The organism is Paenibacillus silvestris, assembly GCF_009882985.1.
Classification (GTDB): Bacteria; Bacillota; Bacilli; order Paenibacillales; family NBRC-103111; genus Paenibacillus_E; species Paenibacillus_E silvestris.
Genome location: NZ_WTUZ01000036.1, coordinates 48,317 through 65,679, shown reverse-complemented (window position 1 = coordinate 65,679; position 17,363 = coordinate 48,317). Strand labels below are relative to the sequence as shown.

The window sequence follows — 17,363 nt, the reverse complement described above, 5'->3', positions numbered from 1 at the left end:
TATTTAGAAAGGAGGAGACAGCTTGACGGCTGACGACCTGCAAACAAAAGTGATTGATGTGAGCATGAGATAAGGTTTGATTTATTCTAGGAAAAGAGGTGTCCTGTGTTTAAAGGAAAAACGGTAATCGTCCAACTACTTATTTTTGCTTTATATATGACCATGTTGTCTCCCTATCCGGTACAAGCAGCGGAGGCGGAGAAAATACCGGGTTATTTTGCAGATCATTTTGATAAAATGAAGATTAACGATACATGGAATGCCATTGAAGGCCCATGGTCCATTGATGCTGGTAAACTTTCGGTAGCGAAAGGACAAGGTTACAAGGCCATTTCTAACAAGGATGACATGAACGACTTTACGATAGAGTCTGACATTCGTGTGGCTGATCGTAACGGAGATGCGGGTCTCTTATTCCGGACAGTGAGCGCAACACCGGGCGCTGATAATGTGCGTGGCTATTATGCAGGGCTCAGCGCTGCTGGAACAGGGGCTGTCATGCTCGGACGTATGAGCAATAATTGGACAGAATTAAAGCGTTCGGCTGTAACAATTAATCCGAATACCGATTATAGTCTGAAAGTTTCTGCTGTAGGCAGTCAAATTAACGTATATGTCAATGATGTGTTAGTTTTGCAGCAAACGGACAGCACGTACACGCAAGGAAGTGTTGGCGTACGGATGTACAATTCGATGCCTTCGTACGATAATATAGTGGTGAAATCCGTGGGAGGCGATACGTTGTTATCAGATAACTTCGATACGCCGGCAGAACAAGCGATTGAACACTGGAATCTAGTGGATGGAAGCTGGAAGTTGCAATCCGGAGCCATAACGGTTAATAAAGGTGACGGTTTCAAAATACTTGCTCAAGACGCCGAATTCCAAGATATGACGCTGGAAAGCGACATTAAACTGCCGAGCGATACAGGTACAGGAGATGCAGGACTGCTCTTTAAGACACAAAGCGCAACACCTGGGGCCGATAATGTGCAGGGCTACTACGCTGGTTTAAGCGGTGATGGCAAGATTACCCTTGGACGCATGAACAATAACTGGACCCCTCTGAAGCAAGTAAAAGTGTTCGACACCATCGATCCGAATCGTTACTATCACATGAAGGTTATTACTTATCAGAATGACATTAAAGTGTATGTCAACGATTCACAGAAACCAGTTCTCGTCTATACGGACGATAGCCCGCAGAAATATACCAAAGGCGGAATTGGATTAAGAAGTTACCGTGCGCAGCCGAGCTTCGATAATGTCATCGCAAGCGAATATGTGGTGCCTGACAAAGCGTTTACCTCACCTGTAGCGAACAAGGATCCGCTGGTGCAAACCCCTTTTATCCCGCTGCCGCTTGGTTCGGTTGAGGCCAAAGGCTGGCTGCTGAAGCAGCTTGAACTTCAGCGCGACGGGGCTACCGGATATGCCGAAGATCTATACGGAGAGCTTAGTACGAATGCTGCTTGGCTTGGCGGCACAGCGCCAGACTCGGACTGGGAACGTCCAGTTTATTATTTGAAGGGGTTAGTCCCTCTAGCCTATACATTGAAAGACCAGAATTTAATTGCAAAATCCCAGAAGTGGATTGAAGCCATCTTGGCGAGCCAGCAAGCGGACGGTTCCTTTGGTCCCAAAAGCAGTGATGACTGGTGGCCTCGCATGGTCGCGCTTTATGTCATGAAGGACTACTATGAAGCTACGAATGATGCTCGTGTGCTTACGTTCATGACAGGCTATTTCCATTATCAAGCTGCACAATTACCAGCACGACCACTCAGAGACTGGGGTAAAGTGCGTGTGGGCGACAACATTGATACGGTACTTTGGTTGTACAACCGAACAGATGATGCGTTCTTATTACAGTTGGCGGATACACTTGCTGATCAAGGCTATCCGATTGCGGATACGTTTACAAATGACGGTTTCCAGAATTTTGGCAATGACTTCCAACCGACTCATTCTGTCAACGTGAGTGAAGCCATTAAAATGCCAGCTGTTTACTATCAAAGATCACACGACAATGTGGATCGTGATGCGTTCCAGGCAGGCGTTACGAATTTGAACAAACACACACAAATTACAGGAATGCCTTCCGGCACGGAGATGCTGGCTGGTATCGCATCTACGCAAGGAGTAGAGCTCTGCGCGATTACCGAGCGGATGCAAAGCAATGAAGAGGCGGCTATGATCCTCGGGGATCCGCACATTGGTGATGCGCTTGAGAAAATTGCCTTCAATTCATTGCCAGGCGCGATGGATAAGGACTTGAAGCTTCATCAGTACTATTCGTTGCCTAATCAGGTGGAGAGTAATATAGCGGATCATGGCTTCAAACAAAACTATGATAACGGGATGATGCCATCCCCAACTTCCGGTTTCCCTTGCTGTCGTTTTAATATGCATATGGGTTGGCCGTATTTTGTGAAAAATATGTGGGCAGCTACGAATGATGGCGGACTTGGCGTCATTGCTTATGGTCCAAGCCGTGTATCGACGAAAATTAAGAACGCCAATGTAACGGTCGAAGAAACAACGAATTATCCGTTTGAAGATCAAATTGGCTTTGAAGTGAACACATCAGAATCCGTAAGTTTCCCACTCAAGCTTAGAATTCCGGCATGGGCGGATCAACCGACGGTAACGGTGAATGGTCAAGTTCAGCCAGCTGTGAAAGCTGGAGAGTATCTAACGATCGACAGAACATGGGCGACAGGCGATCATGTTGTTCTGACAGTGCCAATGAAGCTGAAAACATCGACATGGGTAAACAACTCCGTTGGGATCGAACGCGGTCCACTCGTGTTCTCTCTGCAAGTGCAAGAAGATTGGCAAGTACAATCCAATCCAATTGCGGCAGTGCCAGGATTTAATGCCGCAGCGCTTGGGTTCAGCCAATTCCGTGTGATATCCAAAACACCATGGAACTACGGGTTATTGATTGACCGTGAACATCCGGAAGAATCCATTGAGGTTGTGCAGGGACCCATGCCTGAGAACCCGTTCATTCAGGCGACAAGTCCAGTCAAGCTGATTGCAAAAGCGAAGAAAATTCCTACATGGGGCAAGTCAGCCAACAATGTAGAAGCTTCTGAACCGCCAGTTGGGCCGTTGCTTTCAACAGAGCCAACGGAGAACATTACGCTGGTTCCATTCGGAGCGGAGAACTTGCGGGTCAGTTATTTCCCGGAAGTGACCGATCATCCAGATGCCGCCGTATCCATCAAATACGAGGCTGAACAAGCCGAGCTGTTCAAAGCGAAAGTGAATACAAACAACAATTATGCGTCCGGTAAAAGTTATGTGGGTGAAATTGACTACGCGGATAGTTATGTGAAGTTTGGTGATATTCAAGTTGCTGCTGCTGGTACCTATAATGTGGATGTATGGTTTGCCAATGGCAGTGATTTTACGGCTGCGACAGGTAAAATCCTAGTAAACGGCAAGGAACAGTCGCTCAAGCTCCAAGGCACTCAAAATTGGGGAAGGTTCATGGCGATTCCCGTGGAAGTCGAATTGAACGAGGGCTCCAACGTGATCACGTTCATGAAAGGCACTGGCTTCTACGAGCTGGACTATATTGTCGTCAGACCGCTGCAAGCCGCTGTGACAGAACCAACGACGCCAGCTTCTGCGACTTTGACAGGTCCTGCCGCCGTTCAGGCGAGTGAATCGTTTAACGTTGAACTAGGATTCACAAGCGTTACTGAGCGTGTATACGCTGAGGATTTGAACGTTACCTATGACCCTGATTTAGTGGAATATGTAGGTGTCGATGAGCTGAAAGAAGGATTTAAGGTTGTAGATCAATTGCAAACACCTGGTCACATTCGCATCATTATGGTCAATTTGGGAGCAGGCAATATCAATGATCACTTGCTCAAGCTGAAGTGGAAGGCGAAATCTTTGGCCGAGCCGAGCCGCACAAACATCACTTTGACGAAAGCTGTAATGGCTGATGCGTCCGGGGTAGAAACACAACTCGAAAGTGTTGCCCTCAGCTTGCAAATTACAACCGTCGTTGACAAAGCGGCCTTGAACAATTTGATTGCTCAGGCACAAGATAAGCATGGAGCCGCAACAGAAGGCACAAGCCCAGGCCAGTACCCTGCCGGCTCAAAAGCGATTCTCCTGTCGGCGATTCATCAAGCGCAAGCAGTGGCTGATCATGCTTCATCGACACAAGGTGAAGTTGAGCAAGCAATCGTAGCCTTGCGCGAGGCTCTAAACAGCTTCTTGGCGTCTGTCATACCTGCCAGCCCTGGAGATTCGAATGGAGATGGGAAATATTCCATCGCAGATCTAGGCATTGCAGCGGCAGCATATGGGAAGTCTTCTGCGAATGCGGATTGGGAGCAGTACAAGCGAGCAGATTTGAACAACGATAACAAAGTAGACATTGTTGACTTAGCTATCCTGGCACAAAAAATTCTGCAATAAACGTACGTTGAGGCGTTCTGGACTGACCACTAGGTGGTTCTGTCCAGAACGCCTTTCTTTTGATAGAATGGATGGATTTTGGGGAACTATATTCCCTTATTTCACAAGATCGGATTCTTGTCTGAAAAGTATAAAGGAAAACCAAATAATCTAAATACAAAAAGTGCTTTGTCCTTCATTATTAAGATAACCACAGCATGGTTACATAGGCGATTTAAGGGGGAGGATTTCGTTTGAACAGAGTATTTGCTTTTCAACACAAACAGATTCGACAAGTATGGGCGTATATGCTGCTTTTGTGTATGGCCGTTTCGTATCTGCCTGTTGCTTCCGTTTCGGCGGCAGCAGGAGATCCATTGCCTGTATTTAGAGAGGATTTTAACGATGGCAATGCAGATGGCTGGACAACCTATGGGTCAGCGGATGCGGGGAATAGAGGCACTTGGACGGTCAACGCAGCTAAGCAGTATAAATCAAGTGGAGCACCGGGTCTAAAGACGGTAGTTGGAAGCACGAGCTTCAAGGATTTGGTTTATGAAGCGGATCTCCAAGTTGCGGGGAGCAATGATGATCAATCCGGGCTATTGTTCCGAGTCACAACGCCAACGGGTAACGTCCCGGATGGTTATAATGGCTACTTCGCTGCTTTACGAGTGGACAAGACCATTATGCTTTCCAGAGTAACTGGGGCAGGCGGCAATGAATATAAGGAATTACAGAAAGTATCGTATCCTTATGCGAGCGGTCATATGAAAGTAGTCGCGGTAGGCAATCACATTCAAATCTTTGTTGAGGATATGCATACACCGAAGATTGATTTTATCGATAATGACGGTAAGCAGATTACGTCCTCCGGTTCGATTGGTCTTCGAACTTGGTGGGGTGGGGCGACCTTCGATAATCTTGAAGCCAAAGCGTATAGTGCTGAGGCGACGGCTGCACCTGAATTCAGTGTAACATCAGGCGTTTATGCTACGTCGCAGCACGTTGCAATCACTTCGGCGACAGTAGGTGCGACGATTCGGTACACACTTGACGGGACGCTGCCGAATGCTGCTTCACCTGTCTATACATCACCTATCGGGGTAACATCCGACACGATTCTTAAAGCCTATGCCGAAAAAGCAGGGGAAATGGTCTCGGATGTGGTTACGTCCTCTTATATCATCGCAGAGAGTGAGCAAGTATTCACGGATGATTTTAACGATGGGGTTGCGGATGGCTGGACGAATTATATGGGAGCGGCAGTTGGCACGCCGACATCTTGGTCAGTAACACAAGGCGTCTACAGCTACTTGGCTGTGAATCCAAGAGGTGCGAAGTCCGTCGTAGATGCGGTTTATCAAGATTTTGTATTTGAAGTGGATGTGAACCCGCAGGATGCGGTCGCTAATAATAGCGGCGTCATTTTCCGAGCAACGGCACCTGCTGATGGGGTAGATAAAGTAAATGCGTACTACGCAGGTATGAACGCTGCCGGAAAGCTTGAAGTCGGCAAAATGAGCACAGCAGGTACATCTGGCACCTGGACGCCAATCGCTTCAACAGTTGTGAGCGGTGTCAACCCGAATGCTTATAACCATCTGAAAGTGATCGGTATCGGAACTCGCTTTTACATTTATGTGAATGAGAAGCTTGCCTTTGATTTCACAGACGCAACGTATGCATCAGGTACGGTGGGGCTCAGAGCATGGAATGACGATAAAGCGGTTACATATGACAATGTCTCTTTGAAGCGGTTGACGACAGTCTTGCTGCCAGTTGCAGCGCCGGTCATTAATCCAGCATCAGGTACTTTTCCCGATACACAGATCGTCACATTGACGAGCTCGACAACAGGTGCTGATATACACTTCACTTTGGATGGCAGTTCCCCTACAGCTGCATCACCTGTCTACAGTGGACCTATTACTTTGACGGCGACAACAACGGTGAATGCTTATGCAGCCAAAAGCGGTATGCTCGACTCAGCGGTGCAAAGCGCGACGTTTACGTTAGTCAGCCGGACTTTCTCGGATGATTTTAACGATGATAATGCCAGCGGCTGGAAGACTTACCAAGGCACGTGGAATGTCTCCGGCAAAGCCTATCAAATAACGGATAAAGGTCCTGGCTTCAAATCCGTGGCGGATGGCACTTCGTTCAGCAATTTTGAATACGAAGCAGACATAACCATGAAAGACGGCGTGAATAACGATAATGCGGGTTTAATCTTCCGCGTTACAGATCCTAGCAATGGCGGAGATAATTTAAAAGGTTATTTTGCCGGCATCACGTCTAATGGGCGCATTCAATTGGGCAAATTCAACAACAACTGGAAAGAACTTGCCTCCATTTTGTACCCAATCCAGCAAAATAGAGCCTATCACATGAAGGTGACGGCAGTAGGCAGCCATATCGACATCTATATCGATGGTGAACATATCGTAAGTGCGGTAGATACGTCCTACACGACTGGCGCTATTGGTGTCAGAGCGCACTATGTGGCGACCAGCTATGATAATCTGTATGTCAAAGACTTGGGCGAGGTTCAGCAGCCGACCTATGATTGGTCTTGGGTAAAAGGCGCAGTTTTCGTGCCAACAAATGTTGTGAATCAGATTCAGCAATGGAATGAGTACGATCATGAGATTAACGATCGTGAATTAGGATACGCGGAAATGTATGGCATCAATTTTGTGCGGGTATTCGTGCATAACTTGTTGTGGAAAGATAACAGCGCGAAGCTGCTTGCTAATCTAGAGGATTTCCTGGCCCTTGCCGATAAACACGGCATCAAGGTTGAGCTCGCTTTCTTCGACGATTGCTGGGATGACTTTCCGGTTATGGGACCTCAACCGGCACCTAGATACGGTGCGCATAACAGCCGTTGGGTGGAAGGTCCGGGTGATGCCGTGAAAGCCGACTATGCGGCTAACAAACAAGATTTGAAAGCGTACGTGCAAGGCATCGTAACTGCGCACAAGAATGATCCGAGAATTGCCTTCTGGAACATCTATAATGAACCAAGCAATGGCGAGAGCGGCCTTATGGATCAAATGACGAAGCAGATTATGAACGATGCGCGGATTTGGATCAAAGAAATCGATACCGTGCACCCGGTGTCTTCAACTGCCGGCCAATTTAGCGGTGAAGCGACTTCAGACTTCATTACTTGGCATCCTTATGAGTCGGACTACCCAACTCCTTATGGTGTAAGCAAGGGAATTCTTGCGGATGAAGCGATGAACCGATCAACGCAAACCGTTCCAGGCATTGTGGAACACTATGGCAATAAAGGGATTGGCTACGTCATGTGGGAGTTCGGTATTGGCCGGGATAACACACGTTTCCCTTGGGGCTCAGACACGAATCCACTAACATCGGAGCCGGCTATGCCTTTCCATGGGATTGCGTATCCAGATGGACATCCTTGGGACGTGAACGATATTAAGGCGTTGACTGGCGCTGCTTTCGAAACGCTGCCGTTATTTAACGTGAACTATTACAAAGATGATCAATTCACGTCGTTAGCCAAAACTTCCATCACGCCAAAAATTGATTTTGACCTTGGGAACGAGAAGGGGACAGGAGCTTCTGATCCAACCGTCGGTATCGGCGAAGATCATTTCTCTACACGATGGATGGGAACTTTGCAGCCTGAGAATACGGGAACGCACACTATCTACGTCGATAGTGACAACATCGCTAGAGTGTGGATTGGCGAGACACTGGTTGTTAATAAAACAAGCGGTACAAGAGAAGAGAAAACCGGAACAATTACATTGACAGCCGGACAACAATATCCGGTTAAAGTCGAGTATGTGCATGCAACAGGCGATGCAAGTCTACATGTGAAATGGTCTCATGCCAATTTAAACAAACAAGCCTTAACGCCTGTGTATTCAGGGAAAAGCGTGCAGTCTGTTACTTTGGATGCAGCATCGTTATCTGTCAAGGTGGACGAATCGAAGAAACTGACGGCTACAATCGCGCCTGAAGACGCTTCTAGTCAGCAGCTAACATGGAGCTCCAGCCACACAGGTACGGCAAGAGTGGATAGCAACGGAAATGTGAAAGGGATTAATAGAGGAACAGCCATCATTACGGTTACAGCAGCAGGAGGCGTGAAAGCTTCGGCAGTCGTGACAGTTACGGATAGCGGTGCTTTCAAAAATCCAATCGTACCTGTCTCAAGCGGTGCGGGTGCGGCAGATCCAAGCGTTGTATTTAAGGATGGCTACTACTATTATGTAAAATCCGAGAATGACGGTTCGATTCAAGTGGCGAAAGCCAGACGCCTTCAGGATATTGGGATTGCGCCTCGTGTAACGGTCTATACACCACCATCTGGACAAATGTTTTCGAAGGAGTTATGGGCGCCTGAAATTCTGTATTTGAATGGCAAATGGTACATCTATTTCGCTGCAGATGATGGCAACAATAATAACCACCGGATGTATGTAGTTGAAGGCGATACGCAAGATGCGCAAGGGACTTATACGATGAAAGGAAAGATTGCAGATGCCACAGACAAATGGGCTATTGACGGCACGGTCTTAACGAAAAGCGACAATTCCATGTACTTCGTGTGGTCGGGTTGGGCAGGCGACACCAATGTAAGTCAAAATTTATATATCGCCCCAATGAGCAATCCTTGGACGATTAGCGGCCCTAGAGTGCTGGTGTCTACGCCTGATCAAACTTGGGAGCTGATAGGGACGCCGCCAAGCATTAATGAAGGTCCGGAAATCTTGATGAAAGAGGATAAAATCTTCATCGTCTATTCAGCAAGCGGCAGCTGGACGGATGACTATACGTTAGGTATGTTGACGAACACGGATGGAGATGTGCTGAATCCAGCGTCTTGGACAAAGTCGGGTCCTGTGTTCAGCAAAGCTCCAGGGGCATACGGTCCTGGACATAACACCTTTACGAAGTCACCGGATGGGACGGAAGATTGGATCGTTTACCATGCGGATCTTAAGTCTGGCGGAAGCTGGGGGAATCGCACCATCCGTGCTCAGAAGTTCACTTGGAACCAGGATGGTACGCCAAACTTTGGTACACCGGCAGCCTATGGCGCATTGGTTCAAGAGCCGTCTGGCACACCGTCTATCTCCTTGTTCAGCTATGAGGCTGAGGATGCTGTTCTTGGCGGTAACGCGAGAATCAACAATTCCGATGACGCTTCTGGCGGCAAAGTGGTCGGTTATGTGGACACAGCTGGCAGCGACTATATCTTATTTAACGTCAATGTAGAAGAAGCGGGTACTTATGCCATGACGGTCATGGCCTCCAACGGAACGGGAGGTACGGTCATTTCCCAGCACGATGTTTCTGTCAACAATGGAGCTAATCAAGTTATTGACTACAAACAATTCGGGTGGGGACGTTACAATCCGTCTTCCATAACGGTAACGTTGAATCAAGGGTTAAATACGATAAAGTTGACTAAAAAGACGAACTTTGCAGAGATCGATAGGCTTATTCTCGAGCTTAAGGAGCCAGCGAATCCAACAGGACACAAAGCGGCTTTATTGGCAGCTATCGCTTCGGCTCAAACGAAGCATGACCAAGCCGTAGAAGATGCGCAGCATGGCTTCTATGCGGCAGGGGCCAAAGCTGCCCTGCAAGCAGCCATTGATGAAGCAGCGCTTGTTGCAAGCAATAGCGCCTCAACGGAGGAGCAGCTGATTGCTGCGATTGACAGGCTGGCAGAGGCGGTTACTGCCTTTGAAGCGAAGAAGATCAATGCTGATCTGAATTCGGGTGGCTTTAGCGTAGGCGATTTAGCGATCGTTGCAGCTTCGTATGGCATGAAGCAAGGCGACGCGGATTGGGACGCTGTAGGGAAGCAAGCGGATATCAACAAGGATAACAAAGTAGATATTGCAGATCTTGTCATTGTTGCAAGAGCGATCATGCAATAAGCGCTTAAGTCCGGCCATTCATTTGGCCGGACTTTTTGTTTGGCGGGGTAGTGAGCGGCACTAGCTAGGGTTCGCGTTCGCCCCAATCGCAGCTTGAGTTCGGGGGAAGGAACTGTGGTCCGTCAGTTCACTTGTTTAATCCGATTAAATCGCGGCTTCTTTCCACGCGAAAACACGCTGTAACGTTGTTTTACAACGCTAACGTAGCTGCTACGCTCAATCATATCTCGTTAACGTTGTAAAACAAGCTTAAATTATGCATCGCTCCCGCAATCCCTGCCGAGAGAGCCCCAAAGGCCGTCTCGTGTCAGCAGCTGTGAATCCCCCAATTTCCTCACGCGCAAACCGCCAGCACCGGCAGCCATAGAGTAGTCCAATCCCTTTTTCACAATTTCCATCCAGTATGACGGAATAAAGCAAAAAATGACTTTTGCGTGTAAAGACCTTTACAACGTTAAATATTACACTAAGGTTGTAAATAATTATTTTGAGGAGGAACACAAATGGTACAAAGAAAAAGAATCATGGGGGCACTTGTAACCGCATCAGTCATTATGACTCTGGTCGCAGGCTGCGGGGCTAAAACAACAGAAACGACAGCAGCTTCAACAGCACCTCAAGCTACGAAGGCGGCAGAAGCAGCTAAAGCTGGAGACGGTAAAATTACGGTTGGTTTCTCCCAAATCGGAGCTGAGAGCGGCTGGCGCGGTGCGGAAACGCAATCTATCCAAGACACAGCAAAAGCTGATCCTACAATCGACTTGAAATTCTCTGATGCACAGCAAAAGCAAGAAAACCAAATTAAAGCCATTCGCTCTTTTATCGCCCAAAAGGTTGATGTAATCGCTATGGCTCCAGTTGTAGAAACGGGCTGGGAAGCTGTTCTGAAAGAAGCGAAGGATGCCAAAATTCCAGTTATCCTGGTTGACCGTGGCATCGACAAAAAGAACGAAGATCTATACACAAGCTTCATTGGATCAGACTTTATCGTAGAAGGTCAAAATGCTGCAAAAGCAATGGCTCAGCACCTTGGAGACAAAGGAAATATCGTTGAGCTGGAAGGGACAGTGGGTGCGAGCGCTGCGACTGATCGTAAAAAAGGCTTCGACGACGAAATGAAAAATCACCCGAACATTAAAATCGTGAAATCGCAAAGCGGTGATTTCAACCGTGCAACGGGTAAACAAGTGATGGAAGCGATCTTGAAATCCCCAGAAGGTAAAGACATTCAAGGCGTATACGCTCATAACGACGATATGGCACTTGGAGCCATTCAAGCGATTGAAGAAGCTGGTAAAAAACCAGGTACAGACGTGAAAATCGTTTCCATTGACGGTATCAAAGAAGCTTTCGAAGCTGTAAAAGCAGGGAAGCTGAATACGGTTGTTGAGTGTAACCCGCTTCTCGGACCACAATTGTTCCAAGCAGCCAAAGATCTGAAAGCAGGGAAACAAGTTCCAAAATGGATTAAATCCAATGAAGATGTATTCACAGGTCAAAAAGCAATTGACGCTCTGCCAAATCGTAAGTACTAAGATAAATAGAGATCTAAACGAAATCAAGAGTCAATCGGAGCTCTTGATTTCGTTCATCCAAGAATGAATAAAGGAGTGGAGAGGAATGCAACAGCAACCTGTATTAACGATGACTGGCGTAAGTAAATTTTTCCCTGGTGTCAAAGCTTTAACGAATGTGGATTTTCAGCTTAAAAGAGGAGAAATTCATGCTTTGATGGGACAGAATGGCGCAGGGAAATCCACCTTGATTAAAGTTTTGACAGGTGTGCATGAGATGGACCAAGGCATCGTCACCTTGAATGGTCAGGAAGTGCACATCAAATCGCCAAAAGATGCGCAGGCATTAGGCATCAGTACGGTCTACCAGGAAGTGAATTTATGTCCGAATTTATCCGTTTCGGAGAATTTATTCATCGGCCGCCAACCACGGAAGCGCGGAGGAAGCATCGACTGGAACGCCTTGAATAGTAAAGCGGAAGAGCTTCTGGAACGGTTGAGCATCCAGCTCGACGTAACCAAGCCGCTTTCCGAGTTCTCCGTAGCGATCCAGCAGATGGTGGCGATTGCTCGGGCTGTAGATATTTCATCGGGGCTGCTTATTTTGGATGAACCGACTTCCAGTCTTGATCAGCAGGAAGTCAAGGAGCTCTTCCGAATTATGAGGAAATTGAAGGACGAGGGCATGGCGATCGTATTCGTTACACACTTCATGGATCAGGTTTATGAGGTATCCGATCGCATTACCGTGCTGAGAAACGGTGAGCTAGTAGGCGAGTATTTAACGGAAGAACTGCCGAGAATTAATCTGATTTCTAAGATGATTGGCCGTGAATGGAATGACGAAGAGCAGCAAAGCAAGATTGTCGGAATGAAAAAAGGCGAGGTGTGGGTGTCAGCCAAACAATTAGGACGTCGAGGCTCGATAGAGCCATTCGATATAACGGTTCGCAAAGGAGAGGTTTTAGGACTTGCAGGTTTACTCGGATCCGGGCGTACGGAAATTGCGAAGTTGATTTTTGGTATCGATAAGGCGGATGAAGGTGCAATGACGATCGATAATGATAAGATCCGCACCATGTTTCCAAAGAAAGCGATCGAATATGGCTTAGCCTTCTGTCCGGAAGAGCGCAAGGTTGAAGGCATTATCGGGGAATTGACGGTTCGGGAAAATATCGTGCTCGCGCTGCAAGCCAAACGCGGAATCCTGCATAACTTGTCCCTTCGCAAGCAGCAGGAAATAGCAGAGTATTACATGAAGCTGCTGAGCATTAAGGCTTCGAGCATGGAGCAAAGAATCGATCAACTCAGCGGTGGGAATCAGCAGAAGGCGATTTTGGCGAGGTGGTTAGCGACAGAACCGAAGCTCCTCATCCTGGATGAGCCGACTCGCGGTATTGACGTAGGCTCCAAAGCGGAAATTCGCAAATTAATTTTATCGCTTGCTGCCGAAGGAATGACGATTCTCATGATCACATCGGAATGGGAAGAGATGGTTGGCTGCTGCGACCGCATTCTGGTCTTGCGGGATCGCCAAATCATTGGTGAGCTGAATGGGAACGAAATCGGTGAACAACGAATTATGCAGATGATTGCAGAGGGAGGGTACACAAATGACAAAGCTAAAGAGCATGTTTCATAATGCGATTCGCTCCAAATTGTTTTGGCCCTCATTAGGGATCGCCATCATCCTGCTATTTAATGCCCTATTTACCCCAGGGTTTTTCAATATTCGGATCCAAGATGGCCATTTATTTGGAAGTTTGATCGATATTTTAAACAGGGGGACACCGATCCTCATCATTGCACTGGGTATGACGCTTGTTATTGCCAAAGAAGGAATCGATATCTCCGTAGGTTCCGTGCTCGCGATAGCCGCTTCTCTAGCTGCATTCTTGTTGCAGAAGCATGTTCCGTTCGCACTAGCCTTATTGGCAGGGCTCGGAATCGGCGTTCTGTGTGGGTACTGGAATGGCTTGCTCGTAGCTAAATTAAAGATACAACCGATGATCGCCACACTTATCTTGTTAACCGTAGGGCGAGGCATCGCACAGCTAATCTCCGGCGGAAAGATCATTACCATTTCCGATAAAGCATATCGCTTTGTAGGTGGAGGCTATTTGCTTGGGTTGCCATTTGCCGTCATTTTGGCTGTCATTGTTTTCGTTGTTTTGCATATCGTTACTCGGAAAACGGCGTTTGGATTATTCCTGGAATCCGTTGGATCCAACCGCGTATCCAGTGAGTTCGCTGGCATTAATTCCACTCGCATTATGATGTCTGTTTATATTATTTGTGGATTCTGCGCAGCGCTTGCAGGTATTATTGTTAGCTCGAACATTACAGGAGCTGATTCCAACAATGCCGGTTTATGGTTCGAACTTGATGCGATCCTAGCCGTTGTTATCGGTGGGACTTCGATGCGTGGCGGACGTTTCTACTTAGGCGGTACCGTGTTAGGTGCTCTATTCATTCAAACCCTAACGACCACCATTTACACGCTAGGCGTGCCATCGGAATCTGTCATGGTTGTCAAAGCAGTTGTTATCATCCTTGTCAGCCTAGTCCAATCGGACGTTTTGAGAGACATGTTCAGTCGTACATTTAGCAGAAAAACGGGAAAGAAGGTGCTTGTTCATGAAAATGCCGCTTAAAATTACATCCTCAAACATCACTATTCTTGCCACGATTCTCTTGTTTATCTCGTTATATGGAACAGGCTCCGCGATGTTTGACAGCTTTTTCTCCATGCAAGTATTTCTAAATTTGTTTGTTGATAACGCGTTTCTTATTATTGTTGCGACGGGCCTCGCTTTTGTAATTGTGACAGGGGGTATCGATCTTTCGGTTGCTTCCCTAATCGCTTTGGTCAGTGTGCTTTCCGCCGTCATGTTAAGAGCTGGTATTCATCCATTCGTTGTCATGCCAAGTGTACTGCTGCTCGGTACGATATTCGGATTATTGCAAGGTTACCTGATTTGCCGTTTCCATATTCATCCTTGGATTGTCACTCTTGGGGGAATGTTCTTGGCACGTGGTACGTGCTTTTTGATAAGTCCCGAGAGTATCGTGATTGATAATCCCATATACAGCGCTATATCCAATTTCAGAATTCCGCTGCCAGGGGATGGAACGATATCGATCGGGGTCGTCATCGCGTTAGTCACCGTTGCTGCAGCCGTGTATGTTTCAAGATATACGGCGTTTGGCAGAAATGTTTATGCTATTGGCGGGAATGAGAAATCTGCGGAATTAATGGGTCTTCCTGTGTATGTAACCAAATTGGCGGTTTATACGCTTAGCGGATTTTGCTCGGCATTAAGCGGTATCGTGTTTACCTTCTACATGCTGTCCGGCTATGGTCTTCATTTGATGGGAGGCGAGATGGACGCAATTGCAGCCTGTGTCATCGGCGGCATCCTGCTTACAGGCGGATTTGGTTATTTTGTTGGGCCCATGCTTGGTGTATTAAGTGCTGGCGTTATTCAAACAATGATTATGTTTCAAGGGTCTCTAAGCTCCTGGTGGACTAAAATCGTCATTGGCTTCCTCTTATTTGCCTTCATCGCCTTGCAGCGTGCTATCGTGTCGAGAAGGGAAAGAAAGCGGAATCCGCATACGCCCAAAAAATCGAAAAGTACCGTCCAAAACGTCGTTCAATTGTGATATTATAAGAACCATATCAATTAAGAGGAGGATCGCAGTGAGGGCATATCTTCGTTGGTGGCATGACCGCAGCATTCGTTTTAAGCTTAACTGCATCTTTCTCTTAATTATTCTTATTTCGATTCTTACGCTGAGCTTTTGGGGCATTCGAACCTACAGCAGTTACTCCGAGAATCAAGCAGATCAAAGCACGCTTCAAATGATTCATCAAGTAGAAAGTAATGTAGACTATTACATAGATCATCTTAAGGATGTTCAACACTACATAAGCCAGGATCCAGAAGTCGCGAAATTCATGCAAATGAAGGGGCAAGAACCTTCCAAAGATGAGGTTGCACGGATCGATAAGACGTTGTCCATGTACACAGAGCGCAACAAAGAAATTATGGGTATTATGTTAGTTAATAAAAGTGGTATATTTACATCGCATGATATGTTTCGAATTACACGCGACTCGTTGGTCGAGGAGACGTGGTTTCAGGATGCGCTCAAAGCACCTAGTGAAACGATGATTATTAGTAATCCAATAGGACGTAACGTTTCTACGTCCCAGAATTACAGTTCTTACGATGTATTATCGCTCGTACATGCAGTTGTAGATCCCCAAACCGAAGAAGTGCTGGGGGTCGTTCTTATGGATTTAAGAATGGATATGATTAAATCCATCTTCGAAAATGTGAAGCTCGGCAAATCCGGATTTATGTACATATTGGATCATAAGGGCAATATTGTGTACGCGCCAACCAATGATATCGTATATCGCATACAAGGCAAGTGGCTGCCGGACGGTTCACAAGGAAGTCTGACGCAGCAGATTAAAGGGCACGATTATCGTATTTTATTTAATGATTCCGCAACGAATAAGTGGAGATTCATTGGGGTTATTCCTAATGATGACTACCAGAGAGTCATTACAGATATTCAGTTGTATACACTCATCGTTACCTTCATAACGATTGTTTTAGCGTCTCTGTTGTCCGCTTATTTCACTGGCACATTGATTCGTCCCATCCGCAAGCTGATGAGTTTGATGAGTCATGTGAAGAATGGTGAGCTCAATCAGCGTTTCGTCTCCGAAACCAAAGATGAAATCGGGCAGCTCGGCAATAGCTTTAATCATATGCTTGAAGAAATTAACAATTTAATTAATGTGGTCTACATGGAGCAGAAAAAAAAGCGGGAAGCTGAGCTGCAAGTTCTTCAAGCCCAGATCAAACCGCATTTCTTATATAACACACTAGATACTATCCAGTGGATGGCGCAAGAATATGAAGCCGACGATATTATTGAAGTGATCGGAGCGCTTACGAATCTCTTCCGAATTGGCTTGAATCGAGGAAACGAGTGGATTCCAGTTAGGGATGAGGTTAAGCACGCCGAAAGCTATATGATTATTCAAATGTCACGCTATATGGATAAATTAGATTTTAAATTCGATATTCCGGAGCATTTGTACAGCTATCATGTACTTAAACTTATTCTGCAGCCTTTAATTGAGAACGCGATTTACCATGGTATTAAGGCAAGAACAGGCAAGGGGAAAATCAGCATTTGCGCTGAGCAGGAGTCAGATCTGATTTGTTTTCGAATCACAGATGATGGGGCTGGTATTCCGCCGGAGAAACTGGAGGAAATCAATCAGATCTTGCGTGGCGAGAAAATGCGCGAGGATGAGTACGGAATTGGCTTATTCAATGTGAATGAGCGTATCCAGCTCACTTATGGTACCGCTTACGGAATTCAGATCTATAGCGTTCTTGGTAAAGGAACAACCGTCGAGATTAAGCATCCAATGGTGCAAGTAGTGAAAAAGACAGGATGAGGT

At 46.6% G+C, this 17,363-nt stretch carries 8 protein-coding genes; 7 read left to right on the top strand and 1 reads right to left on the bottom strand.

Going from position 1 to position 17,363, the window contains the following annotated elements:
- Window positions 1-105: 105 nt before the first annotated feature.
- Together GQF01_RS27460 and GQF01_RS27455 are read left to right on the top strand one after the other, a co-directional pair.
- On the top strand, window positions 106-4,446 hold the full coding sequence (locus GQF01_RS27460) for a family 16 glycoside hydrolase (RefSeq protein ID WP_161410143.1): 4,341 nt from the start codon (window positions 106-108) through the stop codon (window positions 4,444-4,446).
- Between the two features lie 233 nt (window positions 4,447-4,679).
- Entirely contained in the window at window positions 4,680-10,358 is a 5,679-nt protein-coding gene (locus tag GQF01_RS27455; RefSeq protein ID WP_161410142.1) for a family 43 glycosylhydrolase, read from the top strand.
- Window positions 10,359-10,612: 254 nt separating this feature from the next.
- Here GQF01_RS27455 and GQF01_RS36720 read toward each other — a convergent pair whose 3' ends face one another.
- Window positions 10,613-10,747: a hypothetical protein gene (locus GQF01_RS36720; RefSeq protein WP_268894396.1), complete on the bottom strand. Its 135-nt coding sequence runs from the start codon at window positions 10,745-10,747 to the stop codon at window positions 10,613-10,615.
- A 114-nt stretch (window positions 10,748-10,861) separates the two neighbouring features.
- Here GQF01_RS36720 and GQF01_RS27450 point away from each other — a divergent pair, with 114 nt between their 5' ends.
- From GQF01_RS27450 to GQF01_RS27430, 5 genes are all read left to right on the top strand, one after another.
- Window positions 10,862-11,893, top strand: a complete 1,032-nt coding sequence (locus GQF01_RS27450; protein WP_235960554.1) for an ABC transporter substrate-binding protein — start codon at window positions 10,862-10,864, stop codon at window positions 11,891-11,893.
- An 85-nt stretch (window positions 11,894-11,978) separates the two neighbouring features.
- The gene (locus tag GQF01_RS27445; RefSeq protein ID WP_161410141.1) at window positions 11,979-13,514 is read left to right on the top strand and encodes a sugar ABC transporter ATP-binding protein; all 1,536 of its coding nucleotides are present in this window, start codon (window positions 11,979-11,981) and stop codon (window positions 13,512-13,514) included.
- Window positions 13,486-14,526, top strand: coding sequence for an ABC transporter permease (locus GQF01_RS27440; RefSeq protein ID WP_202556745.1), 1,041 nt, complete (start codon window positions 13,486-13,488; stop codon window positions 14,524-14,526). Before GQF01_RS27445 ends, GQF01_RS27440 begins: the two co-directional genes overlap by 29 nt.
- On the top strand, window positions 14,510-15,538 hold the full coding sequence (yjfF, locus tag GQF01_RS27435) for a galactofuranose ABC transporter, permease protein YjfF (protein ID WP_145657605.1): 1,029 nt from the start codon (window positions 14,510-14,512) through the stop codon (window positions 15,536-15,538). Before GQF01_RS27440 ends, yjfF begins: the two co-directional genes overlap by 17 nt.
- 37 nt (window positions 15,539-15,575) lie before the next feature.
- Window positions 15,576-17,360, top strand: coding sequence for a sensor histidine kinase (locus tag GQF01_RS27430; RefSeq protein WP_161410140.1), 1,785 nt, complete (start codon window positions 15,576-15,578; stop codon window positions 17,358-17,360).
- The last annotated feature ends 3 nt before the right edge of the window (window positions 17,361-17,363 follow it).

Coding starts and splice junctions, on each gene's coding strand:
- yjfF (WP_145657605.1), top strand. CDS start 14,510: ATGAAAATGCCGCTTAAAATTACATCCTCAAACATCACTATTCTTGCC.
- GQF01_RS27450 (WP_235960554.1), top strand. CDS start 10,862: ATGGTACAAAGAAAAAGAATCATGGGGGCACTTGTAACCGCATCAGTC.
- GQF01_RS27440 (WP_202556745.1), top strand. CDS start 13,486: ATGACAAAGCTAAAGAGCATGTTTCATAATGCGATTCGCTCCAAATTG.
- GQF01_RS27445 (WP_161410141.1), top strand. CDS start 11,979: ATGCAACAGCAACCTGTATTAACGATGACTGGCGTAAGTAAATTTTTC.